25 protein-coding genes and 1 pseudogene are annotated in these 25,886 nt (G+C 68.2%); 14 read left to right on the top strand and 12 right to left on the bottom strand.

Annotated features, from left to right (window positions below; all coding sequences use genetic code 11):
- Window positions 1-29: 29 nt before the first annotated feature.
- Entirely contained in the window at window positions 30-467 is a 438-nt protein-coding gene (locus N6C22_RS17150; protein ID WP_261652348.1) for a hypothetical protein, read from the top strand.
- A 61-nt stretch (window positions 468-528) separates the two neighbouring features.
- Complete coding sequence (locus N6C22_RS17145; RefSeq protein ID WP_261652347.1) at window positions 529-1,260, top strand: nucleoside phosphorylase; 732 nt, start codon at window positions 529-531, stop codon at window positions 1,258-1,260.
- Between the two features lie 503 nt (window positions 1,261-1,763).
- On the opposite strand, the gene N6C22_RS17140 is transcribed toward N6C22_RS17145, so the two are convergent.
- Window positions 1,764-2,498 (bottom strand): DUF547 domain-containing protein, encoded by a 735-nt coding sequence (locus N6C22_RS17140; protein WP_261652346.1) that lies wholly within the window; start codon window positions 2,496-2,498, stop codon window positions 1,764-1,766.
- 140 nt (window positions 2,499-2,638) lie between these two features.
- Here N6C22_RS17140 and N6C22_RS17135 point away from each other — a divergent pair, with 140 nt between their 5' ends.
- Window positions 2,639-4,150, top strand: coding sequence for an HPP family protein (locus N6C22_RS17135; protein ID WP_261652345.1), 1,512 nt, complete (start codon window positions 2,639-2,641; stop codon window positions 4,148-4,150).
- A gap of 62 nt (window positions 4,151-4,212) precedes the next feature.
- On the top strand, window positions 4,213-4,617 hold the full coding sequence (locus tag N6C22_RS17130) for a hypothetical protein (RefSeq protein ID WP_261652344.1): 405 nt from the start codon (window positions 4,213-4,215) through the stop codon (window positions 4,615-4,617).
- Here the strand turns inward: N6C22_RS17130 and N6C22_RS17125 are convergent.
- On the bottom strand, window positions 4,614-5,798 hold the full coding sequence (locus tag N6C22_RS17125; protein WP_261652343.1) for an NAD-binding protein: 1,185 nt from the start codon (window positions 5,796-5,798) through the stop codon (window positions 4,614-4,616). The two genes, N6C22_RS17130 and N6C22_RS17125, sit on opposite strands and share 4 nt — an antisense overlap.
- Window positions 5,799-5,899: 101 nt before the next feature.
- Here N6C22_RS17125 and N6C22_RS17120 point away from each other — a divergent pair, with 101 nt between their 5' ends.
- From N6C22_RS17120 to N6C22_RS17110, 3 genes are read left to right on the top strand one after another with little or no spacing between them, the layout of a single operon-like run.
- Window positions 5,900-7,156 carry a potassium channel family protein gene (locus N6C22_RS17120; protein WP_261652342.1) on the top strand — a complete coding sequence of 419 codons (1,257 nt, stop codon included), beginning with the start codon at window positions 5,900-5,902 and terminating at the stop codon, window positions 7,154-7,156.
- Window positions 7,153-8,358: a potassium transporter TrkA gene (locus tag N6C22_RS17115; RefSeq protein ID WP_261652341.1), complete on the top strand. Its 1,206-nt coding sequence runs from the start codon at window positions 7,153-7,155 to the stop codon at window positions 8,356-8,358. Before N6C22_RS17120 ends, N6C22_RS17115 begins: the two co-directional genes overlap by 4 nt.
- Before the next feature lie 20 nt (window positions 8,359-8,378).
- Window positions 8,379-8,666 (top strand): ubiquitin-like small modifier protein 1, encoded by a 288-nt coding sequence (locus N6C22_RS17110; protein WP_261652340.1) that lies wholly within the window; start codon window positions 8,379-8,381, stop codon window positions 8,664-8,666.
- Window positions 8,667-9,254: 588 nt separating this feature from the next.
- Here the strand turns inward: N6C22_RS17110 and N6C22_RS17105 are convergent.
- Together N6C22_RS17105 and gatD are read right to left on the bottom strand one after the other, a co-directional pair.
- On the bottom strand, window positions 9,255-10,199 hold the full coding sequence (locus tag N6C22_RS17105) for a GNAT family N-acetyltransferase (RefSeq protein ID WP_261652339.1): 945 nt from the start codon (window positions 10,197-10,199) through the stop codon (window positions 9,255-9,257).
- A 12-nt stretch (window positions 10,200-10,211) separates the two neighbouring features.
- Window positions 10,212-11,468 carry a Glu-tRNA(Gln) amidotransferase subunit GatD gene (gatD, locus tag N6C22_RS17100; RefSeq protein WP_261652338.1) on the bottom strand — a complete coding sequence of 419 codons (1,257 nt, stop codon included), beginning with the start codon at window positions 11,466-11,468 and terminating at the stop codon, window positions 10,212-10,214.
- Between the two features lie 129 nt (window positions 11,469-11,597).
- On the opposite strand from gatD, the gene N6C22_RS17095 reads away from it, so the two are divergent.
- A complete protein-coding gene (locus tag N6C22_RS17095; protein WP_261652337.1) occupies window positions 11,598-12,236 on the top strand; it encodes a hypothetical protein in 639 nt (212 codons plus the stop codon).
- Between the two features lie 19 nt (window positions 12,237-12,255).
- On the opposite strand, the gene N6C22_RS17090 is transcribed toward N6C22_RS17095, so the two are convergent.
- Window positions 12,256-12,912, bottom strand: a complete 657-nt coding sequence (locus N6C22_RS17090) for a metalloregulator ArsR/SmtB family transcription factor (protein WP_261652336.1) — start codon at window positions 12,910-12,912, stop codon at window positions 12,256-12,258.
- Window positions 12,913-12,955: 43 nt separating this feature from the next.
- On the bottom strand, window positions 12,956-13,756 hold the full coding sequence (locus N6C22_RS17085; RefSeq protein WP_261652335.1) for a hypothetical protein: 801 nt from the start codon (window positions 13,754-13,756) through the stop codon (window positions 12,956-12,958).
- Between the two features lie 189 nt (window positions 13,757-13,945).
- Between N6C22_RS17085 and N6C22_RS17080 the strand changes: the two genes are divergently transcribed.
- The gene (locus N6C22_RS17080; RefSeq protein ID WP_369684423.1) at window positions 13,946-14,359 is read left to right on the top strand and encodes a DUF5802 family protein; all 414 of its coding nucleotides are present in this window, start codon (window positions 13,946-13,948) and stop codon (window positions 14,357-14,359) included.
- A gap of 28 nt (window positions 14,360-14,387) precedes the next feature.
- Window positions 14,388-15,275: a Vms1/Ankzf1 family peptidyl-tRNA hydrolase gene (locus tag N6C22_RS17075; RefSeq protein WP_261652334.1), complete on the top strand. Its 888-nt coding sequence runs from the start codon at window positions 14,388-14,390 to the stop codon at window positions 15,273-15,275.
- Here N6C22_RS17075 and N6C22_RS21230 read toward each other — a convergent pair.
- Together N6C22_RS21230 and N6C22_RS21225 are read right to left on the bottom strand one after the other, a co-directional pair.
- On the bottom strand, window positions 15,261-16,229 hold the full coding sequence (locus tag N6C22_RS21230; protein ID WP_369684451.1) for a sensor histidine kinase: 969 nt from the start codon (window positions 16,227-16,229) through the stop codon (window positions 15,261-15,263). The genes N6C22_RS17075 and N6C22_RS21230 overlap by 15 nt on opposite strands.
- A 99-nt stretch (window positions 16,230-16,328) precedes the next feature.
- Window positions 16,329-16,921: pseudogene (locus tag N6C22_RS21225) on the bottom strand (histidine kinase N-terminal 7TM domain-containing protein); the annotation flags it as partial.
- Between the two features lie 177 nt (window positions 16,922-17,098).
- Between N6C22_RS21225 and N6C22_RS17060 the strand changes: the two are divergent.
- Genes N6C22_RS17060 through N6C22_RS17050 form a run of 3 tightly spaced genes read left to right on the top strand, consistent with a single transcriptional unit; the run spans window position 17,099 to window position 19,465 of the window.
- Window positions 17,099-17,398, top strand: a complete 300-nt coding sequence (locus N6C22_RS17060) for a TfoX/Sxy family protein (protein ID WP_261652333.1) — start codon at window positions 17,099-17,101, stop codon at window positions 17,396-17,398.
- A 31-nt stretch (window positions 17,399-17,429) separates the two neighbouring features.
- Complete coding sequence (locus N6C22_RS17055) at window positions 17,430-18,443, top strand: DUF1611 domain-containing protein (RefSeq protein WP_261652332.1); 1,014 nt, start codon at window positions 17,430-17,432, stop codon at window positions 18,441-18,443.
- Complete coding sequence (locus N6C22_RS17050; RefSeq protein ID WP_261652331.1) at window positions 18,440-19,465, top strand: dipeptide epimerase; 1,026 nt, start codon at window positions 18,440-18,442, stop codon at window positions 19,463-19,465. The genes N6C22_RS17055 and N6C22_RS17050 overlap by 4 nt, the downstream gene beginning before the upstream one ends.
- On the opposite strand, the gene N6C22_RS17045 is transcribed toward N6C22_RS17050, so the two are convergent.
- On the bottom strand, window positions 19,458-21,164 hold the full coding sequence (locus N6C22_RS17045; RefSeq protein WP_261652330.1) for a threonyl-tRNA synthetase editing domain-containing protein: 1,707 nt from the start codon (window positions 21,162-21,164) through the stop codon (window positions 19,458-19,460). The two genes, N6C22_RS17050 and N6C22_RS17045, sit on opposite strands and share 8 nt — an antisense overlap.
- Window positions 21,165-21,238: 74 nt before the next feature.
- On the opposite strand from N6C22_RS17045, the gene N6C22_RS17040 reads away from it, so the two are divergent.
- The gene (locus tag N6C22_RS17040; RefSeq protein ID WP_261652328.1) at window positions 21,239-21,697 is read left to right on the top strand and encodes a hypothetical protein; all 459 of its coding nucleotides are present in this window, start codon (window positions 21,239-21,241) and stop codon (window positions 21,695-21,697) included.
- A gap of 13 nt (window positions 21,698-21,710) precedes the next feature.
- Here N6C22_RS17040 and N6C22_RS17035 read toward each other — a convergent pair whose 3' ends face one another.
- From N6C22_RS17035 to N6C22_RS17025, 3 genes are all read right to left on the bottom strand, one after another.
- The gene (locus N6C22_RS17035; protein ID WP_303647773.1) at window positions 21,711-22,679 is read right to left on the bottom strand and encodes a hypothetical protein; all 969 of its coding nucleotides are present in this window, start codon (window positions 22,677-22,679) and stop codon (window positions 21,711-21,713) included.
- Between the two features lie 152 nt (window positions 22,680-22,831).
- Entirely contained in the window at window positions 22,832-24,313 is a 1,482-nt protein-coding gene (locus tag N6C22_RS17030; RefSeq protein WP_261652326.1) for a HAMP domain-containing sensor histidine kinase, read from the bottom strand.
- Entirely contained in the window at window positions 24,313-25,782 is a 1,470-nt protein-coding gene (locus N6C22_RS17025) for an ATPase domain-containing protein (RefSeq protein ID WP_261652325.1), read from the bottom strand. Before N6C22_RS17025 ends, N6C22_RS17030 begins: the two co-directional genes overlap by 1 nt.
- Window positions 25,783-25,886: the final 104 nt, after the last annotated feature.

The following is a 25,886-nucleotide window of genomic DNA, read 5'->3' as shown; positions in this document are numbered from 1 at the left end:
TTTTCTAGACACCATCCCACCTCTCTCGCATGTCCGCGGTCGATACGCTGCTCGTCTGCACGCTGGCCGGCCTCGTCGGCGCACTCGCGATGGACCTCCCGATGTTCCTCATGCCGGAGGGGTTCACGCCAGCATACGTCGCGGCCTCGAAGCTCCTGCGTAAGCCCATCGACGAGGTGTCACAGGTGGCTGCGCAGGTGGTCCACCACGGCACTGGCATCGTCGGGGGCTTCGGGCTCGGCGTCGGCGTCCTCGCCCTCGAACCCCGGCTCGGCCTCTGGTCGACGGTCATCCTCGCCACCACGGTGCTGACCGTGTTCATCATCAACTTCTTCGGCTTCCTGGTGCTCCCCCGCGCCGGATTCGACGCGGACCGGCGCGAAGCAGTGTTCCAGCAGTGGCTGTTCTCCGCGGTGGTGTACGGCGTGGTCGTCGCCGCAGTGACGCTGTTGTTGCTGCCGGTGTGAGTCCGTCGCGTGCCTGCCGGAGAACGGTCCTTTTTTGCTGTGCTTGCGCGAATCCCGCCATATGACACAACCGCATCTCCTCGTGGACGAGGGCGACGTGAACGATATCGCGCTGATTCCGGGCGACCCGGGTCGCGTCGACCGCATCGCCGGCCACTGTGACGAGAGCGAGGTCGTCGCCGAGAACCGCGAATACAAGGTCGTCAACGCCACCTACGAGGGTGTCGACCTGACCATCTGCTCGACCGGTATCGGCTGTCCGTCCGCCGCTATCGCCGTCGAGGAGCTCGCGAACGTCGGCGTCGAGACGTTCATCCGCGTCGGAACGACCGGCGCGCTGCAGGAGGACGTCGAGATCGGCGACATGATCGTCGCGACCGGCGCGGCCAAGAACGAGGGTACCAGCAAACGGTACGAGGCCGTCGAGTACCCCGCCGTCCCGGACTTCGACGTGATGAACGCGCTCGTCGCCGGTGCCGAGGCCAACGACGAGGACATCCACGTCGGCCCCATCGCCTCCGACGACGCCTACTACGCAGAGACCGACGAGTACGTGAAAGACTGGAACGACGCCGGCATCCTCAGCGTCGAGATGGAGGCCGCGACCGTGTTCACGCTCGCCCGCCGCAAGGGTCTGGCTGCCGGGGCCATCTGCACCGTCGACGGGAACCTCGTGCTGGGCACGCAGAAGGGCACCGACACCGAGGACGACGAACTGCCGGAGAAGGCGAAGAACAACGTCGGGCGCGCCATCGACATCTCGCTGGAAGCGGTTCGCGACCTGGCCGAATAGACCGGGTTTCGGTCGTTTCGACTGTTCTCGGTTTCGTGACCGTCGGGTCCCGTCCTGAGTGCTGAGTTCGGTGCTTCTGGTCGTTTCTCTGTCTCTGCTGCTGGCGGCGACGAGCATGTGACTCGCGCCGATGGCAGTGGAGGCCGCCACCGCACAGCACCGCAGCCACACCCTCCCCAGCCGACTCCCTCCACTTCGCTTCGCTCCGTTCCAGTCGTCCCTCGCGCGCTTTCGTCGGTAGCCTCGCTCTGCGAGGCGACACGGTCGCCTCGTGCTCGGACTGCCGACCGCGCGCGCCACGGTGGGGAATCAGGAATGTGGCGCGCGGTAGCCGGCCGCCGAACGCCAGTGAGGCTGGTCGGCGGAGCCGCGCGAGGGACGAGGAGCGCAGGCGAAGCCGAGCACCGGAGTCGGCTGGGGAGGCTGTGGTGCGGTCATGGACGCCAGCGTGAGTCACCTGCTCGCCGTCACGAACACGGAGTAAAACCAGCTACCGACCCGACTCACGCCTCCAGGTCGGTGTACGCCCCGAGCTTCAGCGACCAATCGTACTCTGAATACGCCAGTTTCGGGCTGGCATCGGCCGGCACCACGTCGTACTCCTGCAGGAACCGCACGATTCCCGTTTTCCCGCCGAAGTCGCCGCGGTACCACGAGAACAGTTTGGGCACCCGGACCACGTCACTCGCCTCGTCGTAGTCACACTCACTGTGCAGATACGACGCGGTCACCCGGTCGAGTTCCTCGTCGATGCCCGACGTCGTGTATTCGGCCACTGGCGGGCACGACGCGGCCCCGCAGTTCAGCGCGAAGTGGATGCGTGGGTCCGGCTCCTCGACCCGGTGCATCTTCTCGAACGAGTCGGTGCGCAACCGGGGGACGTAGCCGAACCCCCAGGTCGTCTTCGAGCGCCGGAGGAAGCCGTGTTCGATGTCGTCGAGGCTCAACTCGTGGCCGGCGACGGTGACGAGGGCGTCCGTGAAGATGGGGCGGGTCGGGAGGAGACCCGCTTTCTCCCACAGCGAGGGGTCCTCCCGGAGCAGGGCCTGCGCGAAGCCGTTGTACACGTTCAGCCAGAACGCGCGCTTCGCGTCGTCGTCGGTCACGCGCTGGCGGAGGACCCGCCGGTCCAGCGTCGCCAGCGCTTGGCGGTACGCCTCGGCGTCCCCGCTCGTCTTGCCGGCCCGCACGAACCGCCCCGCGAGCTCGACGGGGTCCGGAACCTCTCGGGTACTCATGCACCACCCTAGCGACCGGACCCGCATAAACCGCAGGCAACCCCGGGGTAACCGGACGAAACGCGGTTTCGTCGGGGGAACCCGCGAGACACGCCAGTCCGAACGAACCGCTTTACTGGGTGGCGGGGGTACCGCTGGACGTGTTGGAGGACCTCCGGGCGCGGTATCACGCCATCGTCAACCGGCTCCGCCGGGCCGAGCGGCGGGAGTGGCGGGAGTTCCGCCGGTGGGTCGAGGACACGAAGAACCTCGTCCACCTGTCGGTACTCGTCATCGTCCCGTTGCTCATCGCGGGTGTGACCGCCATCGCGAACGCCGAGGACCTCCTCCCCTTCGTGCTGTTCCCGCCGCTCGCGTCCGGGACGTATTCGCTCTTTGCCGACCCGGAGGGGAAGTACGCCTCGCCGCTGTCGTTCGTCGGCGGCCTCACGACGGGTGCGCTCTGTGGCACCGCGGCCATCTTCGTCGCCGTCCACACCAGCCTGCGGAATCCACTCTCGACCACGGAACTCGTCGTCTCGCCCGTGACGGCCGCCATCGCGGTGTTCCTGACCGGTGCGGTCACGTGGGGGCTCACGGTCGAGCAGCCTTCTGCGTTCTCGACCGCCCTGCTCGCGCTCATCGCGCCGGTGTTCACCGAGACGACCAGCGTCGGCACGTTCCTGCTCCAGTACGCGGGGTCGGTGTTCGTGGCGTCGGGTATCGTCGCCAGCGCGTTCTACCTGTGGAAGCGCAACTTCTACCAGCAGCGTGCCCGGTACCTCTACCAGACCACGAAGGGGGACGACCACGTGCTGGTGCCGGTCCGCGGTGAGACGGCCGAGGAGACGGCGATGTTCGCCGGCCGCATCGCCGGGGCGCACGACGCCGGCAAGGTCGTCCTGCTCGACATCGTCAGCGACGAGGAGATCGCCTCGGCCGCCGACGCCATCCTGGAGAACGAGGCGACCACGCCGGAAGTTGACGCCGGTCAGAAGGCCGACGGTGAGGCCGCGGTGGTCGAAAACGAAGCCGAGGAACAGGTCGCCGGACAGGCCGCGATGCGACTCGAACGGCTCGCCGGGCGCATCCGGACGAAGCTGGGGGTTCCCTGCGAGGTCGTCGTCGCGTCCGAGGTTGCCAGCCCCGCGAACGTCACGCTCCGGACCGCCCGCGAGGTGAACTGCGACCTCGTCGTCACGGCCTACGAGGAGGAACACGGCAGCCTCTCCCCGTTCGTCAAGCAGCTGTTCGACGACCCACTGGACGTCATCGCGTTCCGGTCGTGCTCTGGACGGACCCGCTGGCGACGAGCGCTGGTCGCGGTGGCCCGCGCGGGACAGAACGCCCACGCGATGCTCGATTTCGCCCAGCGCGTCACCGGCCGGGCTGGTGAGTTGAGCGTCTGCTCGTGCATCGACCACGAGAGCCAGCGCCGCCCCACCGAGTCCATGCTGCTCGACCTCGTCGACCCCTTCGACGCGACGTTCGAGACCCGCGTCTCGAACTCCTCCATCCGGCGGTTCCTCACGGCGAACGCGCCCCAGTACGACCTCGTCGTGGTCGGCGCGAGCACCGACCGGACCGCCGCCTCGCGGTTCATCGCGCCGCCGACGTTCGAGAAGATACGCGACATCGACTGCGACGTGGCCATCGTCCACCGGGGCGCGTGACCCCGGTCGGTGGCTGGACCTGACAGGGACGTGCTCATATCTCCTCGGTGCGTAGTATTGCCATGGAAACACCCACCACACTCGAAGAGGAGCTCGTCTCGACCTGCCGAACGGGTCTCGGCGACAGCCTCCGCTCGGTCATCGTGTTCACGCCCGACGACTGGGAGGTCGTCTACATCCGCAAGGACCTCGAAGCCGCCGAGAGCGAACTCCGCGAGGTCAAGGCCGAGATCGTCGAGAACGAGCGCATGGGGTTCACCTCACAGGAGACGTACGGGACGCTGGCGGCTCGTGACGACATCGGCGGCTCACTCGGTGAGTACCGGCTCACCATCCGGGTGTTCGACCACGGCTACCTCGGCCGTGTCATCGTCGGCGACCATGGCGTCATCGCCACGACGGACGAGATGAACATCGACGCGTTCGAAGACATCGAGCGGACCGTCGGCAAACTGCTCGCGGCCTAGTCGTCCGCTCGCTCGTTCTCTTTCGTCTCCAGTATCTCGTCGGCGATGCGCTCGGTGTCTTTCCCGCTGAGCGCGGACTCGACGAGCAGGTGGCCACCGATGCTCGCCGGGCTGATGACGGTGTCCGCGCCGGCGCGCCGGAGCTTGCCGGCGTTCTCGGTGTCCGTCGCGGCCGCGACGATTCGCACGTCGGGGCGGAGCTGGCGGGCCGTCAGGACGGCCAACGCGTCCTCGGCGTCGTTGTTCGTGGCGGCCACCACGGCCGTCGCGTCCTGCAACTGGGCGCGCTGGAGCGGTTCCTCGTCGCTCGGGTCCGCCGTGAGGACGTTCATGCCCCGGTCCGAGAGTTCGGCCGCCCGCGTCTGGTCGGGCGTGATGACGACGAACGGGACGTCGCCGGCCGTGAGTTCTTCGAGAATCGGTTCCGTCAGGTCACCGTAGCCGAGGACGATGACGTGGTTTTCGAGGAGTTCGAGCTGTGTATCAGTCATTCTACCGAGTGCGCGTGCGAATCTGGCTTCGATGATCGGCGAGAACAGTGCACCGAGTGCGACCGCGAAACTCGCCGTCCCGAGGACGACGACGGAGATGGCGAACAGTTCGCCACGGAAACTGTCGGGTGTCACGTCACCGTACCCGACGGTACTCGCGGTGACGATGGTGAAGTAGAAGGCGTCGAGGAGGCCGAGCGAGCCCTCACCGATGCGCGGGAACTCGTCGCGCAGGGCGTAGGCACCGATGGTCCCGTAGAACTGGACCCCGACGAGTGCGATGCCCGCGGCCTTCTGGGTGGCGCTGAGTTCGACCTCGCGGTCGAATCGCTTGCGGTTGAGCAGCAGGAAGGGGATGCTCACCAGCGACAGGGCGATGAGGGGGAGCGAGAACTGACTCGCCTGGACCACGCCCTGGATGCCCGTCACCGGGAGCAACACCAGCGCGACGTACCAGGCGGACCGGAGGCCGCGCCTGAGCCCGTAGGCGGCCACCAGCATGACGAAACCGGTGAGCGTGCCGGTGAAGCCGGCGGTCTGCTGGACCGACTCGGGGAACCAGCTCCCGAGGAAGATGGGCGTCGTCTCGACGGCCATGTTGGTGATGCCGGTGACGATCGAGAGCAGCGCGACCGCTGTCGTCAACGCGACTGGCGCGCGCGCACCGAACAGTCGACTTCGCAACCCCATGCTCTGTCGTGTTTCGTTCGTCCGGCCGGATAAAGAACGCTATCCCTGTCGGCGCTCCGTTTGGCGATACTGGTTTACGCCAGGAAACCGATGCGTTGGCCATGGCTACGCTTCCGGTCGAAATCCTCTACGGTCTCTACCTCGGCCTGCTCGCGGGCATCATCCCCGCGCTCGTCTCCGGCAGTCTCGGCTTCATCTTCAAGTACTTCACCGGGGTGACGGTCCCCGGGCTCGGTGTGGTCGTTCTGGCGACAGCCATCGCCGGCATCAACGGGGGGCTGATGGGACTCCTGGAGGAGAGCGTGAAGAGTTCGCCGCGGATTCTGACCGCCGCGGTCGTCGTGATGATGCTCTCGCTGTGGGCACACAGCCAGGGCGACAAACTCGGGGCGAACATGCCCCGGCGGTTCTCGCTGTCCGGCCTGCGAAAGCGGACCCTGTCCGCGGAGGTGGTCGACTTCGTCGGCGGGGTCGGCAAGGTGACCATCACGCCGACGGGGCCCGTCCGCGACATGGAGGGCTACCCGCCGCTGCCCGCCGACCTCCGCGAGACGCTCTCCGAGGGCTCGTGGGCGCTCCCGGCCGACCTCCCGCTGTCTGAACTGGAGACGCGGCTCACCGAGCGCCTGAAGACCGAGTACGACCTCGCCGACGTGGCGGTCTCGCTCGACTCGCGGGCACGGGCACAGATCACGGCTGCCCCACCCACGAGTGGGCTCTCCCGGCGCGTCCCGACGGGCAAGCGTGCGGTGTCCGTGCAGACGCTGGTTCCGACGGGCTGTGCCCGCGGTGACGACCTGACGCTGCTTACCGAGGCGGGCCGGACCGCCGGCACGCTCCTCAGTGCGGACTCGGGCGGCGGGAAAGGGTCGAAGGCGGACTCGGGGTCGGACAAGCCGACCGCGACCGACGGCGGCACCGACGACGAGAGCGTTCCCGCCCCGACGACCGCGCCGACGACCACCGGCGGGGAGGGACGCATCACCGTCGCGGTCCCGCGGCCAGCAGCGTCCGACCTCCTCGGCGTCGACTGGGCCCGCGTGATGATCCAGTCCCGGGGGACCCGCCGGGAGTTCGAACTGGTCTCGCTGCTTCGGCGTTCCGGGAAGCGGTTCCGGAAACTGACCGTCGCGGCCGACGGCCCCCTCGCGGGCACGACCATCGGTGAGGCGAGCATCCGGGATAGTTACGACGTGGCGGTCATGTCGGTCCGGAAAGCGCCCGTCGAGGGCGCGACCGAGCAGGAGCGGCGGTGGGTGTTCGCGCCCCGCGGCTCCACCGAACTCGCGGCCGGCGACGAACTGTTCGTGGTCGGGCGTCGCCAGGCGCTCGACTCGTTCGCGGAGGTGGTCGCATGACGACTGCCGGCATCCCGGCCACGGCCGCACAGGTCGTCGTCCCCGGCATCACGATGAACCAGCTGTTCGTCGCCATCATCCGGATTCTCAGCCTCGGGGCGCTCGCGGCCGTCGTCGCCGGCCTCGTCGCCGTCCTCTACCGGTGGTACACCCGCGAGGGCGTCCCGGACGGGGTCGCCATCCTCATCGGTATCGGGGCGGTCGCGCTCGTCCTCAACACCGAGGAGACGCTGGCGAGTACGACCGCGGTGGACACGGCCGCCGCGGCGACGACCATCAGCAGCATCGTCGCCGCCGGCATCGGGGCGGACCTCGGCCGCCGGGGCGGCGACACCTTCGCGGCCAACGCCTTCGCCGTCACCGGGACGGCCAAACTCGACCGCGAGGTCTCCCAGCTCGTCCGGGCGGTCGGCCGGGCAGTCACCGTCACCCTCCCCGAGGAGGTCGACGACATCGACGGCTACGACCCGGTCGACCCCGAAACGAAGGAAGCACTCGCCGAGACCACCTTCGTCTTCCCGCGGCGAATCACCGTCGTCGAGTTGCGCGACCGGGTCGTCGCGCGGCTCAAGGACGACTACGGCGTCGGCCACGTCGACCTCGACATCGCCGAGGACGGGACCGTCTCCTACCTCGCGGTCGGCTCGCGCGCCGCCGGAATCGGGCCGACGCTCGCCCCGGGGACCGTCGCCATCGCCATCACGGCCGACCCCGCCCACGCCGCCAGCCCCGGCGACGTGGTGCAGGTGTGGGAGCGAACCGAAGACGGGCTGCAGCGCCGCGCCACCGGCGAACTCCGGGCGACCAGCGGCGACGTGGTCACGCTCGCCGTCGACGAGACCGACGCCGAATCCCTGTCAGATACGACCGAGTACCGCCTCGTCACGCTCCCGGCCGAACCAAGCGCCGACCGGGAGTTCGCCTCCCTGCTGCGGGTCGCCGACGAGACCATGGGCGCGGTCGCCATCGACGAGGGCTCCGCGCTCGCCGGCCTGACCGTCGGCGCGCTCGACGTGACCGTCGCCGCCGTCCGCGCCCCCGACGGGGCCGTGACGGCGACGCCCGCGCGGCACACCGAACTCCCGGCCGGGACCACCGTCTACGTCATCGCCCGCCCCGACGCGCTCCGGACGTTCGAGGCGGCGGCGACCGCGGCCGCCGAGGAACCGGCAGCCGAAGCGCAGGCAGAAACCCTTTCCTGACTCCGCGGCTGAGTTCCCGTATGCACTGGAAGCTGTTCGCCGACCTCGCCGAAGTCGCCGGCGCGAAGGAGGTCGACGTGGACGTGGCGGCCGCCGACCCGACCGTCGGCGACGCCCTCGACGCCCTGTTCGACGCCCACCCCGGCCTTCGCGACCGGGTCCTCGACGACGAGGGCGACGTGGCCCCGCAGATAAACATCCTCAAGAACGGCTCGAACGTCCAGATGGAGGGCGAGGGCATGGACGAGCCCGTGACAGAAGACGACGAGCTGGCGCTGTTCCCGCCCGTGAGTGGTGGTTCTGCGTAAGCACGATTCCAGGAGGTTCTTTTGTGCCGTGTGTTCGGGCGTTCCCGTCATCGGCAGTCTGCTCGATACCGCTTCGGTGACTCGCGCGATGGCAGTGGAACCGCACCACAGCCTCCCCAGCCGATTGTGCGCTTCCTTCCGCTCCGCATTGCTCCGCTCCAGTCCAGTGCTCATCCCTCGCACGGCTCCGCCGGCCACCCTCACTGGCGCTCGGCGGTCGGCTGGCGCGCGCCAACGACAGCTTGTTCCTTGCGACTGCGTCCGAATTCCTGTCTGGCGCGCGCCGGATCGCGTGCGTTGCGCCAGCAACGCCGCGAGTTGCAGGCGCGAGGTCCGGACGAGTGGTAGCGAGTGCGGGCTCGTGAGAGCTTGCTCTCACGGTGGACGACCGAGTGGAGCGAAACGTAGTGAAGCGAAACCGAGGGAGTCGGCTGGGGAGGGCGTGGCTGCGGTGCTGTGCGGTGGCGGTCTCCACTGCCATCGCGCGAGCTAGCTGCTCGTCACCACTTCCGTCGCTCTCGAAGCGGGTATCATCGCCACAGAAAACAGCGACCAAGAACACTCCAACATCCGAGAACGAACGACCCGTTACCTCGAGCCGAACTGGCCGCGATAGTCGGCCGTCAAGTCGGCGGCCATCACGAAGTCAGGCTCATCCGATATCCCCGCACGAAGCAACGACGCGTCCGACACGTACTCCACCGTTTCGGGGATGAGGACGCGGACGTGGTCGGCGTCCAGTGATGCGGCGTCGCGCTTCACTGCAGCGACCAGCTCCCGGGCCGCGTCGAGGTCGTCCCAGCCGGCGACGCCGTACTCGGCCCAGGTCTTCGGCTCGCCCTCCTCGTTCTCGCGCTCGTAGTCACGGACACGGTACGTGACACCGCGGACACCGGAATCACTCGTTACGGCGGCGAGCATCTGGTTCTCGGCGGCGCGTTCGAACAGTTCGGGGCGCAACTCGACGACGGCCCAGGATTCGTCCATCGCGAGGCCGAGTCCGGCGAGGTGGTCGCGGGCGTCGCAGTCGGTCCAGTAGTTCCAGGCGACGTTCGGGTCGTCGGTGGTGTCGAGGGGACCTTCCGCCGCCGAATCGGGCTCGGGGTGCATCCAGCGGAACTCGGTCGCGGGGCCGAACCCGACGCCGCGGGAGTGGCCCAGGCCCATCATGTTCCACGAGAACACCATGTTGCGGGCGACGGTGGCACCCTGCTCGCGGGCCCAGTCCCACATCTCGTGGGTGAGTTCGCGCCCGATGGCCTGTCCGCGGTAGTCGGGGTCGGTGCGCATGCCCTGGCACCAGGCTTCGCGGGTGGAGAGCAGGACGGTCTGGGCGATGGAGACGACCTGGCCGTCGACCTCGGCGACGCAGGTGTACTGCTGGTCGTACTCGTCCTCCTCTTCCAGCCAGTCGTGGTAGATGCGCGGGATGTAGTCGCTCCCGTCGCGGTCGGCCCAGGTGTCCTTCGTGAACGCGACCACGTCGTCGTAGTCGTCGTGGGTCGCGCGCCGGTAGGTGACTTCGGTCGTCATCTCGCCGGCCATCTACGCGTTCCAGGGACGGGACTGCTCGGTTATCTCGCCGGCGAGCGGTTCCCGCATGGTCCGCGCGATCTCCGCGTCGTCGCGGTTCGCGAGCGCCCACATGAGCTTGACCTTCGCGACGGCGGGGAGCATGTCCTCGCCCTCGACGACGCCGGCGTCGAGCAGGTCGCGGCCGGTGTCGTACACGCGGTCACAGACGCGGCCTTCGAGACACTGGCTGGTCATGACGACGTGGGTGCCGTCTTCGACCAGTTCCTCGATGGTCGGGATGAAATCGGTGTGGACGTGGCCGAGGCCGGTCCCCTCGATGATGACGCCGGCTTTGCCCTCGCACGCGTCGAAGAACGCGGGGTCCATACCGGGCGTGAACTTCACGAGTTCGACCTCGGATTCGAGATCCGGGTAGATGGCGAGGTCGGCCTCGCCGCGCGCCTCGTACTCGCCGTGGAACTCCACGGTCTCGGAGTCGTAGTCGACGATACCGAGCGGCTCTGCGCCGATGGTCTCGAAGGCGTCACGCCGGGAGGTGTGGTTCTTGCGGACGCGGGTGCCGCGGTGGAGCGCGCAGATGTCGTCGCTCTCGGAGCCGTGCATGCAGACCATGACCTCGGCGGCGTCGGCCTTCGCGGCCTCCACGGCGCAGACCGCGTTCATCACGTTGTCCGAGGAGGGGCGGTCCGCGGAGCGCTGGCTGCCGGTGAAGACGATGGGGACCGGCGAGTCGAGCATGAACGACATCGCGGAGGCGGAGTACTGCATCGTGTCGGTGCCGTGCATGACGACGACGCCGTCGGCCCCGTTCTCGACCTCTTCGTGGATGGCCTCGGCGAGGTCCTGCCAGATGGGGACCTCCATGTTCTCGGAGAGGATGTTCGCGACGACGCGGCCGCGGTAGTTCGCCCGGCCCGCGAGGTCCGGGACCGCCCGGAGCACGTCCTCGGCGTCGAACTGGGCCGTCACCGCGCCGGTGCGGTAGTCGACGGTCGAGGCGATGGTGCCACCGGTCGAGATGAGTGCGATGGTCGGGAGGTCCTCGTCGAACTCCACCTCGCTCGCCGCCTCGCTGTCTTTCTGTGCGGCCTCGATCTGGTAGACGTCGGACTCCAGTACCTCGACGTCGCTCTCGGCGCGGTCGATGCCGACGTTGTAGCCACCGTCGAGCTTGACCACGAGCTGCTCGGCTGTCGACGACGGGAGCAAGACGCCCTCGTACTCGCTATCGGCCCGCGTGACGCGGACGCGGTCGCCTGGGTTCATGCGAGGCGCTTCGCTACGCCTGCACCTAAAGGCATCCTTCTGGGCGACACGCGGGGTGCGTCGTCGGTCGGGAAAGCCGTCATCCGGCCCACGAAAAGGCTCTTGTCAGTTCCAGCACTACTCTCGGGCATGTCCGACCGCGGCGACGAGAAGACGGTCGAGAAACCCCCGGAGAAGTCCACCGAGGACCTCCTCGCGGAGACCGACAAGCTGCTCTCCGACCTCGAGGGCGGCGAATCGGGCGGGGGTGGCGACGGGGACGGCGGTGGCCGCAAGCGCCAGAAGCGCGACCGTCGCGCCAGTTCGGAGGAGGCCAACATGGACCTCGACCTCGGACTCGACGACGAGCCCGCGCCGAAACAGCAGGCAGGCTCGACCAGCGACGAGGGCCTGACGCGGTACTTCAACCCGAAGTCGTTCCTGCTCGTCAGCGTCCTCATGACCGTGGGCTTCATCGCCGCCGGCTTCACGCCGCTCCTCGGGGGTGTCGCCAGCTTCGTCGGGATGGTCGCGGCCGCGTTCGTCTACGGCCTCGCCACCTCCCGGAAACGATACGCCGAGACCGCACTGGGCGGCCTCGGTGTCGGCCTCGGGACCGCGCTGCTCAGCAACTTCCGGTTCGCGTTCCTCCCAGGCGGTGAGTACCTCCTCGCCTTCGGCGCGGGCCTGGGGCTGGTCGGTGCGCTCGTCGGCTACTACTTCGGCAGTGACCTCCGGAACGGCCTCACCTCGGACCCGGACGATTTCGAGGACGACCTCTCCTGGTAGGCTGTCTCGAGAACAATGCTCAGTCGCCCAGCGACCAGCCCTCGCCCGTATATCGAACCAGTCCGTTCTCCTGTAGGTCCGCGAGTACCTCCTCGACCATCGCGGGTGGGGCGTCCACCGAGTTGGCGATCTCGATGACCGACTTCGGCTCCGACCGCACCGCGAGCAAGGTGTCCGCGTAGAGCCGCGAGTCCGAGCCCGCGCCGACCGTCTCCGTGATGCGGTCGAGCACGTCCGTCATGCGACCCTGGACCCATCGCTGGGCCATCGAGAGCTCGTTCTCCAGCTCCTCCAGGCGAGAGAGGTCCGCGATGAGGTCCTTCGGCTCGTGCTCGTCCTCGGAGTACTGCACGTCGAGCTTGAGGTGGCGACACGTCGTCATGTCCAGGCTCTTCGAGGCCGGGTAGGCGCTCTTGGTCGCGAAGCCGTAGGGCGAGACGTTCACCTCCAGCCGGAGGTTCCGCGCGATGTGGAAGTACTTGCGTCGCTGGTCGTCGGTGTGGCTCTCGATGAGCCCCGCGTCCTCCAGTTTCCGGAGGTGTTCGATGACGGCCTTCGGGCTGACACCGAGGTACTCGCTGATCTCGGTCACGTAGCAGGGCTTGCGCGCCAGCAGACGGAGTATCCGTCTGCGATTTTCGTTCCCGAGCAGGTCGAGCAGCGCCGCTGAATCCATCTATGCCAACCTTGGCGAGGGGCGCGTAAAAGAATGTCTGTGCTTATCGCCGTGCCGCGATACGGTCTGCGATGACGCTAGGGGCGTTGCCGCCGTCGTTACCACCGCCACCGCCACCACTGCCCGGGTCGTCCGGCGGGCCCTGACCGTCGGTCCCGTTCCCGGTCACGTTGTCATTTCCCGTGTTGTCCGGGGGACCACTGTTGCCGTCCGTCTCGTTGTCGGCTCCCTGGTTCTCACCCTTGTCGGGGCCGAGCCCGGGGATGTCCTCTGGTGGGCCATTGCCGGCGAGTTCGCGCGCCATCGCGGCGACCTCGGGCCCGGCCATGTCACTGGCGTTCGTCCGAAGCTCCTCGAGCTTCGTCGTGTTCACGCCGACCTCCTCCGCCCTCGTCTCCGTCTGGTTGATGTCCTCGGAGATGGCGGCCAGCTGGCTCGTGATGGCCGCGAGCTGGGCCTTGTAGGCGACCGGGTTCATCTCGTCCTTCCGGTCCTGCAGTCGTTGCTTCTTCTTCTCGAGTGCCGCCAGTCGCGCGTCGATATCGTTCACACGTTGGGTGACGAGCGCTGCCTTCGACTCGTTCGATTTCGAGCCGTTGTAGGCGGCGCTCCACATGCCAGAGTCGACCGAGGCGTTCGCGTCGGTCGCGCTCGACTGCATGAACGTGGAGACCTGTGCCCCCATGGACGAGTTACCGTCCGTCGTGTTGTTGTCGGGTAGCTGCACGTCCCCATGCTCTTCACCCGCTGCCAGAGAGAGCCCTGGCTGGGACCCCGTCGCTGCGACGGAAACCGCCCCTGTGATGAGCGAGAGACTGAGCACCACGGCGAGTATGCTCCGCATCACATATTCCTACATCACCGACTACTAAAAAGTCGGGACACCGTTCGGACCGTTCACGCGCGCTCTCCAGACGGTTTTCGATTCGTTCAGAACCGTTTCTCTGGGCGTTTCACGGTCGAATTGCGGTCCGATATAAGTACTCCCCAGAACGCTTTTGTGTGACACTGACTTGCACACAACCGCACAGCGATGTTCGAGGAATTCTCTCGCAGCTACTATCTCGGGCGGCTCTACGTCACGCCCTCCGAGCAGGACGGTGCCGTCATGGCACGCACCCAGCACGAACGCGTCACCGAACAACTCTACCACGACGGGTCGGGCATCACGCGACTCGACAGCCCCCTCGTGATGAAACTCGACACGGCCCACCTCGCGGTCCACGGGGACGAGGCCGTCCCGGACCGGCTGTTCGACCGACTCGACATCGACACCCCGCCCGCACTCACGGAGGTCTTCCTCGCCAAGGCGGACCGGGCCAGCCAGTTGCTCCAGTTCACCGGCTACGGCGAGACGCGGCTGTCCGACGGAGCCGGAGAACCCGGTGCTGGCGGCAGTTCACGCGACGGCTGGTCGGTCGGTGGCGGTCCCGACGCCGGAACGTAGAAGTGTCCGGCTCGCACGGTTCTACTCGATGCTCGACGAGTTGCTCGGCCGCGCCGAACTGAAGACGCGCATCGAGGAGCTGGAGGCCGACAAGCAGCGCCTCCAGAACCAGCTGGAGGCCGAACAGGAGCGTCGCGCCGACGCCGCGACCGCGAGACAGGACGCCGAGGAGCGGGTGAACCGGCTCGAAGACCGCATCGCCCAGCTCGAGGGCGAACTCGACCGGGTCGACACCGACGAGACCGACCTCGCGTTCCGGGGACAGGAGGACCTCCACGGGGAGCGACTGTCCGAGGTGCTCGACCGACTGGCGAGCGTCGAGACCGGCCCCGAGGGTGCCCTCTCCGCGATGGTGACCGACGAGGTCCCCGAGGCGGCCGCCGAGACGCTCGGCCAGCGCGCCACGCTGCTCGACCGGGCCGCGCCGTGTCTGTACTACACCGACGACGCCGGACTGGTCCAGGTGGCCCTCGACGCGCCGCTCGCGCCCGAGGAGTTCTGCGAGTGGGGTGAGTCGTTCCGTCTCGACCGCGCCTGGGTCGAGCCCGTGGGGCGCTTCTCGCTGGCGCTCGTCCGCGCGGACCTGTTCGCGCTCGGGACCTACGAGGGCACCGAGCGAGTCGCAGTCTCCGGGTTCGAGAGCGACGTGAAGGGCAAGCACTCGAAGGGCGGCTTCTCACAGGCACGCTTCGAGCGCATCCGCGACGAACAGATCGACTCCCACCTCGACGACTGTCGGGAGGCCATCGCCGACCGCGACGCCGACCGGCTCGTGGTCGTCGGCGACCGCCGGCTCGTCCGGGAGTTCGCGGACGAGGCGGTCGCGACCGCGGCCGTCGACGCCACCGGCGACCCGAGAGCCGCGCTCGACGACGCGTTCCACGAGTTCTTCTCGACCCGGTTACGCCTGCTCTAAGGCGTCTGCGACGTTGGATTCGCCCTCGTCGACCGTGGCCAAGGGCAGGGTGACGGTGACGACGGTGCCGTCGTCGCCGGTGTCGAAGGTCACGTCGCCACCGACGGCGTGGACGCCCCAGTTGACGACCCAGAGCCCGAGCCCACTCCCGTGGTCGAGCGGCGTCTCCGCCTCGTTCGAGAGCGGCGCGCGCTCGGAACTCGGGATGCCTGGGCCGTCGTCCGCGACGACGACGAGCAGGTCGTCGCCGTCGCGCTCGGCGGTCAGCCAGACGTGCTGTCGTTCGCCGGTGTTGTGTGCGGCCGCGTTGACCAGCAGGTTCTCGACGACCGTCTCGCACACGTCGGGGCTGGGCACCATCGCCCCGGGCGGGATGTCGGCATCGACCCGAACGTCGGGGTACCTGGACCGCACCGCCGAGACGACCGCCGTCAGCCGGTCCGTGAGGTTGCCGACCGTCTCGCCATCCGAGTCGAGCACGAGCTGGAGCTCCCGGGCACGTTTCGAGATGGCCACGATGTCGCCAGCGACCTCGCGGATGTCGGCCGCAGCGGTCGCGAGGTCGTCGTCCTCGGTCTGTTCTTCGAGCAGTTGTGCGTAGCCGTCGACGATGGTCACGTCGTTGCGGACGTTGTGTCGGAGCACCCGGTTGAGGACCGACAGGCGCTTGTCGCGGCGGTGGCGCTCGGTCACGTCGGTGAACACGAGGACGCGGCCGAGTTCCCGGTCGCGGTGGTCGGTGACAGTCGACCCGCTCACCTCGTACACCTGGTCGTCGACCACCGTCCTGGTCTGGGCACTGCCCCCGTCCCGGCGGGCGGAGACGGCGGGGAGGACCTCGTTCAGTGACGCACCGGTCGGGGTCCCTCTGCCCCCGAAGAGCGCCTCGGTGGCGGCGGGGTTGGCGTCGACGATGCGGTCGTCGTGGTCGACGAGGACGACGGCTTCGGTCATGTTCTCGACCATCACCTGCTGGCCGAGGCGGCGCGACGCCGGCACCCAGTCGAACCCCTCGTGACGGAAGATGGCGACGCCGAACGCCAGCCCCGTGATGGCGAAGGCGTAGGGAGTCAGGTCGAGCCCGGGGGAGGCAGCGTAGCCGAAGATGGAGGCGAGGTTCGCGATGCCGGGGACGCACGCGCCGACGACGAAGGCTGCGGTCTGGCCGCGGTAGACCCCGTCGGTGACCACGCCGTGGCGGAACAGCATGGCGGTCCCGATGAGCATGAGAAGCAGTTCGTAGCCGTACAGCACCCAGAACAGGGGTGTGTACTGCTGGTCGATGAGTGTGAGCCCGTTCCACGTCCGGAGGTCGTAGGCGGGCCAGAGGTACGTCTCGGGGGCGACCCAGAGGAGCACGATGCCCACCATCGGGGGACACAGAGCGCGGCGAGGATACGTCGGTCCAACCACCCCTCGTGGCCGGTGTACTCCACCGCGAAGACGAACCAGGCGATGGGGATGGCGGTGATGCCGAACCACATCACCCGCTCCCAGAACAGTCGAGCCGTCTCCGCCGTGACGGGTGTCGACAGCGCGACGGCGTAGGCCGACGCGTAGAAGGCGATACCGAGTGTCAGGACGCCGAACGCCCCGGTTCCGGGCACGTCGTGACGGCGGAAGGCGAGCACACCGAGTGCCACCATCACCGCGGCACAGCCACCGAGAACCGTCACTGGCGCGGCGAGTATGACACCAGGAACCATGTTACTACCTCCCGCCCAACTCGTTTAATCTCTTTTGGCCAGTCAGCGGCCCTGAAACAGCCAAGAGCGATGGTGACATAGGTTCGGTATGGGTGTCAGCAGAGCCGGGGGGACTCCGTGACCGTCACGGTCGTCGAATCGGTCGTCGGTGCATGGGACGGGGTCGAGCAACGACGGCTGTTCGGCCACCCGTCGTTCACCGTCGACGAGCGACTGTTCGCCCTGGTGGACGAGGACAGACTCGCACTCACGACGCTCACGCCGCCCGAGCGCGAGGAACTCGCCTCGCTCGTTCCGGTCGAACCGTTCATCACCGAGGGGCTGACCGCGGCGGCGTGGGCGGTCGTCTCGCTGACCGACCTCGACGCGGCCGAACCGTACCTTCGGGCCAGCTACGAGAACGCCCGGAGAAAGTAGGCTTTTTTGCTCGCGATGGAAACCAGCGGGCATGCGAATCGCCATCCTCGCCCACGAGAAGTTCCCGGACCGCGCGAAGACCGCACTCGGCCTGTTGCGCTACTCGGACGACGAGGTCGTCGCCGTCCTGGACCGCGACGAAGCCGGCGCTCGCGTCAACGACTTCGTCGGCGACGTGCAGGACGCCCCCGTGGTGGACTCGATGGCCGACGCGCCCGAGTGTGACGCGCTCGTCATCGGCATCGCCCCCATCGGCGGCGGCTTCGACGAGTCCTGGCGCGACGACGTCCGGACCGCGCTCGAACGGGGCTGCGACCTCGTCGCCGGCCTCCACTACTTCCTCGAAGACGACGAGGAGTTCGCGAGCCTCGCGGCCGAACACGACTGCGACATCTGGGACGTCCGCAAGCCCGACGCCGACCTGACGGTGGCCCAGGGCGTCGCCGGGCAGGTCGACGCCGAGGTCGTCCTCACGGTCGGGTCGGACTGCTCGGTCGGGAAGATGACGGCGACGATGGAGCTGTGCGAGGCCGCCCGCGAGGCCGGCCACGACGCGGCCGTCATCCCGACCGGACAGACTGGCATCATGATAGAGGGGTGGGGCAACCCCATCGACCGGGTCGTGAGCGACTTCACCGCCGGCGCGGTCGAGGAGATGATACTGGAGAAGGGCGACGACCACGACTACCTGTTCGTCGAGGGGCAGGGCGCCATCACGCACCCGGCGTACTCCGCCGTCACCTGTGGCATCCTCCACGGTGCCCAGCCGGACAAACTCGTCCTCTGCCATCGGGCGGGCCAGGAGCGCGTCCACGGGTACGAGGACTACCCGCTCCAGGACCTCGACACGTACGTCGACCTGTACGAGTCCCTGGCTGCGCCGGTCCACGAGACCGAGGTGGTCGGCGGGTCGCTCAACACGTCGGGAATCGAGTCGGACGAGGCGGCCCGTGAGGCCCTCGAGGAGTTCGCCGACGCCATCGACGCACCCGCGGCCGACCTGGTCCGCTTCGACGCCGACGACCTGCTGGAGGCGATTCTATGAACGTCGACGTCGAGCGCGTCTCGCTGGAACTCGCGGAGACGTTCACCATCTCGCGGGGCTCGCAGGACGTGGCCGAGAACGTCCTCGTCAGGCTCTCCGACGGGGAGCACGAGGGTATCGGTGCGGCCGCTCCCTCGGTCCACTACGGCGAGACTGCAGACACGGTCGAGGCCGTCCTCGAAGGCCTGCGGCCCGACCTCGAAGCCATCGACGACCCGTTCCAGGTCGCGGCCATCGAGGCCGACCTCCGGGAGTCGATTCGCGGCAACCCGGCCGCCCGAACCGCCGTCTCCATCGCGCTCCACGATCTCGTGGGCAAACGAACCGGACTCCCGCTGTGGCAGTACTGGGGGCTCGACCCGGACGAGGCACCCGAGACCTCCTACACGGTCGGTATCGCCGACCCGGAGACGATGGGTGAGAAGGCGGCCCGCGCGGCCGACGACGGCTACGACATCCTGAAGGTGAAGGTCGGCACCGACGACGACCGGGCCCGCATCGCCGCGGTGGCCGACGCCGCCCCCGACGCGACCATCCGGGTCGACGCCAACGAGGCGTGGACGCCGAAGGAGGCGGTCGGGAACGCCGAGTGGCTCGCCGAGTACGACGTGGAGTTCGTCGAGCAACCGGTGTCCGCCGAGGACCCCGAGGGGCTCCGCTACGTGTACGAACACTCCCCACTGCCCGTTGCCGTCGACGAATCCTGCGTCGAACTCGACGACGTACCCCGGGTCGCCGACCGGGCCGACGTGGTCGTCCTCAAGCTCATGAAGTGCGGTGGGCTGGTCGAGGCCAGGCGGATGATTCACACCGCCCGTGCTCACGGGCTCGAGGTCATGCTCGGCTGCATGATCGAGTCCGACGCGGCCATCTCCGCGGGCGGGCAGCTCGCGCCGCTGTGTGACTACGTCGACCTCGACGGTTCCCTCCTGTTGGCAGCGGATGCGGACCCCTACGACGGGCCGGTCCGCCCTGGCGGGGCCATCGACCTCGACGACGTGCCCGGTATCGGCCTCAGGTAGTCTCGGCGAACCGCGGCTGCTGGCTGCACCGGCGAGGGAGCGACCAGCGGCTCCGGGGGGTGTCGCTCACAGCCGCCTGTACGGCTTCGACGAGTTCCGTGACCGTGAGGGCCACCTCGGTCCCGTTCGCTCGTACCTGTACCTTCAGCTGGTCCCCGTCGGCCTCCTGGTCACCGACGACTGCGAGGTAGGGAACCCAGTCGGTGGTCGCAGCCGAGAGGCGGCGTCCGACGGTGTCGTCGGTCCGGTCGTCCACGTCGACCCGGATACCGGCCGCCGCCACCGTCTCGGCCAGCGACTCGCAGTGCGCGAGATGCTCGGACTCCACGGGGACGAACCGGACCTGTGTCGGCGCGAGCCACGTCGGGAGCCGTGGCCGGTCCATGGCGGCGGCCCGCGACAGCAGTGCTGCCGTCACCGCTTCGATGCTCCCGACCGGTTCGCAGTGGAGGCGTGCCCGGTTCTCACCTGTGCCCGGCGCGGGTTCGAGCGCGACCGTCCCGGTCTCGACCGGTGCCCGCCCGTCGGGTGCGACCGCGAGGTCGAGTCTGACCGTCCAGTCGGGGGTCTCGGGCCGGCGGTCGACCAGCGCTGGCCGGTCGAGCGAGCGGACGAGGTCGACCAGCCAGTCCCGGGACCGCTCCCAGAACGCGGACGAGGTTCGGACCGTGAGGACCGGGTCGAGCCCGATGGCGTCGTGAACGTCGACCGTGAGCCTTGCCAGCGTCTCGAACTCCGCCCTGGCGCTGTCACCGCCTGGTGTCAGCGAGGTGAGTGTCGGGACCGTCGCGGTTCGCTGGTGTCGGAAGGGGTGCCTGTTGGAGCCCGATGCCCGGCCAGTCGGCTTCGTCTGCACTTCGAACAGTCGCACCGGGGCGTCCACGGTCGACCGGTCCATGGCTTCGATGAGTTCCCGTCCCGTGCCACCCGCCGTCCCGGGAGCCTGTCCGGCTGCCGCTTCCGACTCGACCGGTGTCGCACCGGCGGCAGCCGCGCGGTCCTCGACCACGTCGCGGAGCGACCGCCGGAGCAGTGCCCCCCGTGGCAGATACCGGATTCCGTCAGGGGTGTCCCTGTCGACGCTCGCGAATCCATGGTCGGACAGGAGCGAGTCGACAGACGGCTCCGACCCGGTGCTGCCGGGAGCACCTTCGCCTCCGGCGTTCATCACGGCCTTCTGCGCCCCTGAGAGGGACGCCGACTCGGCCAGCGGTTCGTGCTGTTCGCCATCGGGCGTCAGGAGGAGCCAGTCGCGATGCTCGGGGGGTGCCTCCGCGGGGACGTCCGCCGCGGTGACGCGAACCGACTGTGCCGCGTAGGGGTGTCCCTTCGTCTCGAGGTCGAGCGCGAGGAACCAGTCGCGAGGGGCCCGAACGACGGTGAAATCGTCGGTGAGGGCGGCCTCGACCGCGTCCAGCACACGGTCCGTGGCCTCGTCGTCGGCAGGGCGGTCGCTCAGGTGCTCCGTGGGGACGAGCGCGAGGGCGTCGACGGCGAGCTTGTCGGCCGTCTCCCGGACCTCGGCGGCGGCCTGGGCGGCCACCCCGTCGGTCAGGTCACCGGGTTCGACGGTGACGGCGACGGTGAGGCAGTCCGACAGTTCCACCGGGTCGGGTGGCCCGCGGACCGCGGCCGCGTCGCTGGCCGCGGTTGCCGCCTCGACGGCCAGTCGGGCCGAATGGATACACAGCAGGCGCATGCCGACACCTTGCCGGGGTGAGAGAAAAGGGTGCCGACGACGGGTTTCTCCCCCTCGGGCGCGTATCGGTACGCATGCGCTTCCCGTCGGTCTCGGGCGAGAACCTCGAAGGCGTCCGCTTCGACCTCCCGACGGACTTCGCGGGCGACCCGACGCTCGTCGTGGTCTCGTTCCAGCGATGGCAACAGCCGGCCGTCGAGTCGTGGCTGGCGGCGGCGGCCCCACTCGCCGCCCGCTACCCTGACTTCGAGTACTACGAACTGCCCACGCTCTCGCGCCGACACAGGGTGTCGAAGTCGCGGCTCACGGGCGGGCTGTCCGAGGAGGTGCCCGACGCGGAGCGCCGGGCCCGGACCATCCGGCTGTACGTTGACGTCGCCCGGTTCCAGCGCGCACTGGGCATCCGGAGCGTCGACAGCGCTCACGCCCTGCTTCTCGATGCCGACGGGACGGTTCGCTGGCGCTCGCGCGGCCCCTGCACCCCCGAACGGGCGAACGAGTTACGCCGAGCGATACGCCGGGCTACCGCCTAGCCACGCCCCGGCGTCAGCGGTTCCCACCGTCGTCGGTCCCGCGGTCGGTCTCGCGCAGGATGAACGGCCCGATGGAGAGCGTCCGCTTCGTCACCGTGGCGATGCGGGCCACGTACGAGAGCAAGAGCGCGAACGGGACGACCGCGATGGCGACCGCCGCCGCCAGCACGACCAGCGTGTGGCTCACACCGAGGGTCTGCCCCGCGAACAGGGGCGCGTCGGCGTCGAAGAAGACGAGCATCGCGGTGGTGCTGACCAGCGCCGGCACCGCGGCGTAGGCGATGGCCCGCGAGAGGTCGACGAGTTCCCACTGGAAGTAGAGCGTCTTCACGTGCTCGCGGGCGGGGCCGAACAGCGACAGCACGTCTTCGAGGTCGTCGAGGGCGGCGACGGCGTCGTCGGAGAGCACATCCCGGTGCTCGGTCCGGACCCGCCGGACGGCGTGTATCTTCCAGGAGTAGTTGTAGTCCAGCGCCGCGAACACCACGTCGAACTCCCCGAAGGTCGCCCCGTCGAGGTCGGACGCGACCGATTCGGCGTTCTCGACGAGACTGTCGGTGAGCTCGTCGACCTGCTCGCGGAGCGTCTCGTCGTCGGTGTCGGCGGTGGCCTCCCGGAGCGACTCGGCGCGGTCGCGCGAGGTCAGGACCAGTGCCCGGAGGAGCGCCGACGGCTCGGCGGGGGTGACCGCGGTCTCGACCACCTCGCGCACGTCCTCGCGGAACGTCATCGCGCCCTCCATCCGGTCGCGCTGGTCCCCGACGGCCCCGAGCTCCTGCGAGAGCACGAGCTGGTTGAGCGTCAGCACGAGCGTCACGCCGGTGATGATGGCGGTGACGAACGCCTGGAACAGCGTCTCGACGGGGTCGCCGTCGGCCAGGAGCGTGGCAGCGTCGGTCGGATGGACGATGCCGACGAGCAGGATGGCGAGGAAGACGAAGCCGACGAGCCCGGCCGTGACGACCAGCCGGTCGGCGTCCATCAATAGCCGGAGTTTCAGGCTGCTCTCGTCGGCCCGACGGCGAAGCTTGTCGCTGGGCTGGTCGTCCTCGCGCGCCTCACTCCCGTCGCTCTGTGACACGTCCGGGTGTCGCGGCGGCGACGGGAAAAATCGAGGGGCTAACTCGCCCGGCCTTACTCCTCGCTGTCGTCGGAATCGGCCGCGTCGTCGTCCTCGGTCGCCCCGAGGTCCGCTGGCTCCGCGAACTCAACGTTGGTCACCTCGAACCGGACGCCAGCGTCGGCGCTGTCGACGAGTTCGACGGTCCAGCCGTGGGCCTCCGCGATGGACCGGACGATGGCCAGCCCGAACCCGGTGCCTTCCTCGGAGGTGGTGTAGCCGTACTCGAACACCTTCTCTTTCTCCTTGTCGGAGATACCATCCCCGTCGTCCTCGACGTAGAAGCCGGTCCCGTCGATCGGGCCGATGGTCACCGTCACGTCCTCGCCCCCGTGCTCGATGGAGTTCCGGAACAGGTTCATCAGCAGGTCGTGGAGCCGCGAGTCGTCGGCCATGAGTATCATCGTCTGGTCGGCGATGTCGAGGGTCGCATCGTTCGTCCCGACGTTCGACCAGGCCGTCTCGGCGGCGGTCCGGAGCGAGACCGGCTCGAACTCGCCGACGACCTGTCCCTTCCGGGCGAGCGCGAGCACGTCCTCGATGAGGGTGTTCATCCGGTCGAGCGCCCGTTCGACCTTCTCGAAGTACTCGTCGTCACCGGTGTCCCGGCCCAGGTCGAGGTTGAGGTTCGCGACCGTCAGCGGGTTCCGGAGGTCGTGGCTCACGATGCTGGCGAACCGTTCGAGGCGCTCGTTCTGGCGCGCCAGTTCACGACGGACGGCCCGGTCGGTCACGTCACGGCCGACACCCACGATACCGAGGCATTCGTCGTCGGGGTCGGTGAGGCGTGCCGCGGTGAACTCGTAGGGGACCTCGTCACCGTTCTCGGTCACCAGGACCGCCTCGACCCTGGCCGTCCCGCCGCCGACGAGGACGGTCTCGAACGCGTCCGTCACCGCCTCCCGATGGTCCTCCCGGACCAGTTCGGCCAGTTCTGTCGCTTCCAGGTCGGCCTGTTTCGCACCGGTCACGGCGGCGAGCCTGTCGTTCCAGCGGTCGAGTTTCAGGTCGGTGTCGAGCACGTAGAAGATGTCCGGCAGGGACCGGAGGGCGCTCTCCGTGAACGCCTGCTCCTTGCCGACCTCGTGCTCCTTGAGTTCTTGCAGTTCGAGGGACTGCCAGCGGGCGGTCAACAGGGTACTCACCCGCGCCCCGAGTTCGGCCTGGCTCGTCGGGATGATGACCCGGTCGTCGATGAGGTCCCAGATGTCGTCGCCGAGCCGTGAGCGCTCTCGCTCACGCATCACCAGCAGGTACGGGACGAACACGGGTGCGGCCTCCTTCTTCTTCCGCTCGAGCTCCGCCTTGTGCTCGTGCAGGGTGACCAGGTCGAACAGGCAGAGGTCGAACGAACCGGGGAGGTCCCCTTCCTGTGGGACCGTCACGTGGAAGTGACGGGAGAGCCACTCGGAGAGCAGTTCCCGGTTGCGTCGATGGACCAGCAACAGGACGACCGTCTCCTCCTTCTGGTCGCTCTCTGAGAGGACGGGGCTCATCAGTCGAGCTCACCCAGTTCCGGGATATCCTCCTCGTACCACATCGGGGTCCCGCTGAGGATGCCGTGCAGGTTGTCCAGCTCCTCACCGACCTGGATGCCGTTCTCGTCGATGGTGAACGCGTGGATGCTCTGGTCGAAGGCGCTGGCGCGTTTCTTCAACACCCCGATGGACCGGTGTATCTGTGACCCCAGCTCGAAGTAGCCGAGGAAGATGATGTTGTCCGCGAGATAGCTCGCCCGCCGCGAACTCGGCCGGAACTGCCCGGTGATGGTCTCCATCTCGCTGGTCAGGAAGGTCGTCACCCCGACGTTGCGCAGGTAGCCGACCACCGCGTGCAGGCGCGAGATGAGGTCGCGCTCGTCGCCGCTGATGGAGGCGACGTACCCGTCGATACCGTCGATGAGGACGTGCCTGGTGTCTTTCTCTTCGACCTCGCGCCGGACCTGCCGGGAGAACTGCTCGGCGGAGTGTTCGTGCGCGTCGACCTGCATGACCGAGATGAGTCCCTCCTCCGCGAGCCGTCTGATCGGCAGGCCGAGCGACTCCGCACGTAGCACGAACGTGTTCTCGGACTCCTCGAAGAGGTAGATGATGCCGCGCTCACCCCGTTCCTCGGCGGCGGAGAGCAGGAACTGCATCGCGACGGTCGTCTTGCCGACCCCGGTGGGGCCACTGATGAGCGTCGTCGTCCCGCGTTCGACCCCACCCCGCAGCATCGTGTCGAGTTTCTCGTTGCCGGACGGGATGGGAACGGGTTCGTAGTCGAGTTTGAACCGGCCGGGTCTGAGCAGCGGGTAGATGTGCATCCCGCCGTCACCGATCTCGACGGTCTGGGGGCCCTTCTCGAACTCGCTCCCGCGCATCTTCGTCACCTCGACGTGGTGCAACACTTCACCGTAGTAGAGCAGGATGTTCCCGTCGCTGATGAACTGCAGGTCGTCGTCGGGGAAGTTGTGGGTGGACTGGGAGGTGAACAGGGTCGTACAGTCGTTCTCCTTGAGGTACTGCAGGAACGAAAGGACCTCCTCGCGGAACTGGAACTCGTCGGGGGAGAGATAGCGGAACTGCGTCAACGGGTCGACGAACACCCGGTCCGGCTTGAACTCGGAGACGGCTTCGGAGATGACGGCCGTGAACTCGCCACGTTCGACCTCTGGACTGGTGAATATATCGTACATCTTGTTCTCGACGAAGAAGTCAGAGGCGGGACTCAGGTCGAGGATATCGACCCCGTCGAGGTCCATCCCCAGCCCCCTGGCATCCTCCCGGATGTCGGCCTCGGGTGCCCCGAGGTTGATGAACAGCGAGCGCTCCCCCTGTTCGACGCCCTCTATCAGAAAGTGCAGACCGAGCAGTGTTTTCCCGACGCCGGGCTCCCCCCTGACAAGGTAGCTCCGGTTCTCGATGTACCCCCCATGGAGGACCTCGTCCAATCCCTGAATCCCCGTCGGTACCCGTTCGGCCATAATACACCACCTACGTGCGGAGGGGAGATGATTGTTTCTAGCACAGAGAAATCAGGTGAGATTGATGAAATCGCCGCCTGAGAGGAAGTACGCCCCGCCCCGTT

It is taken from the genome of Haloarchaeobius sp. HME9146 (assembly GCF_025399835.1).
Lineage (GTDB): Archaea > Halobacteriota > Halobacteria > Halobacteriales > Natrialbaceae > Haloarchaeobius.
The sequence above is the reverse complement of the archived record's forward strand: the minus strand, read 5'-3'. Positions and strand labels throughout refer to the sequence as shown.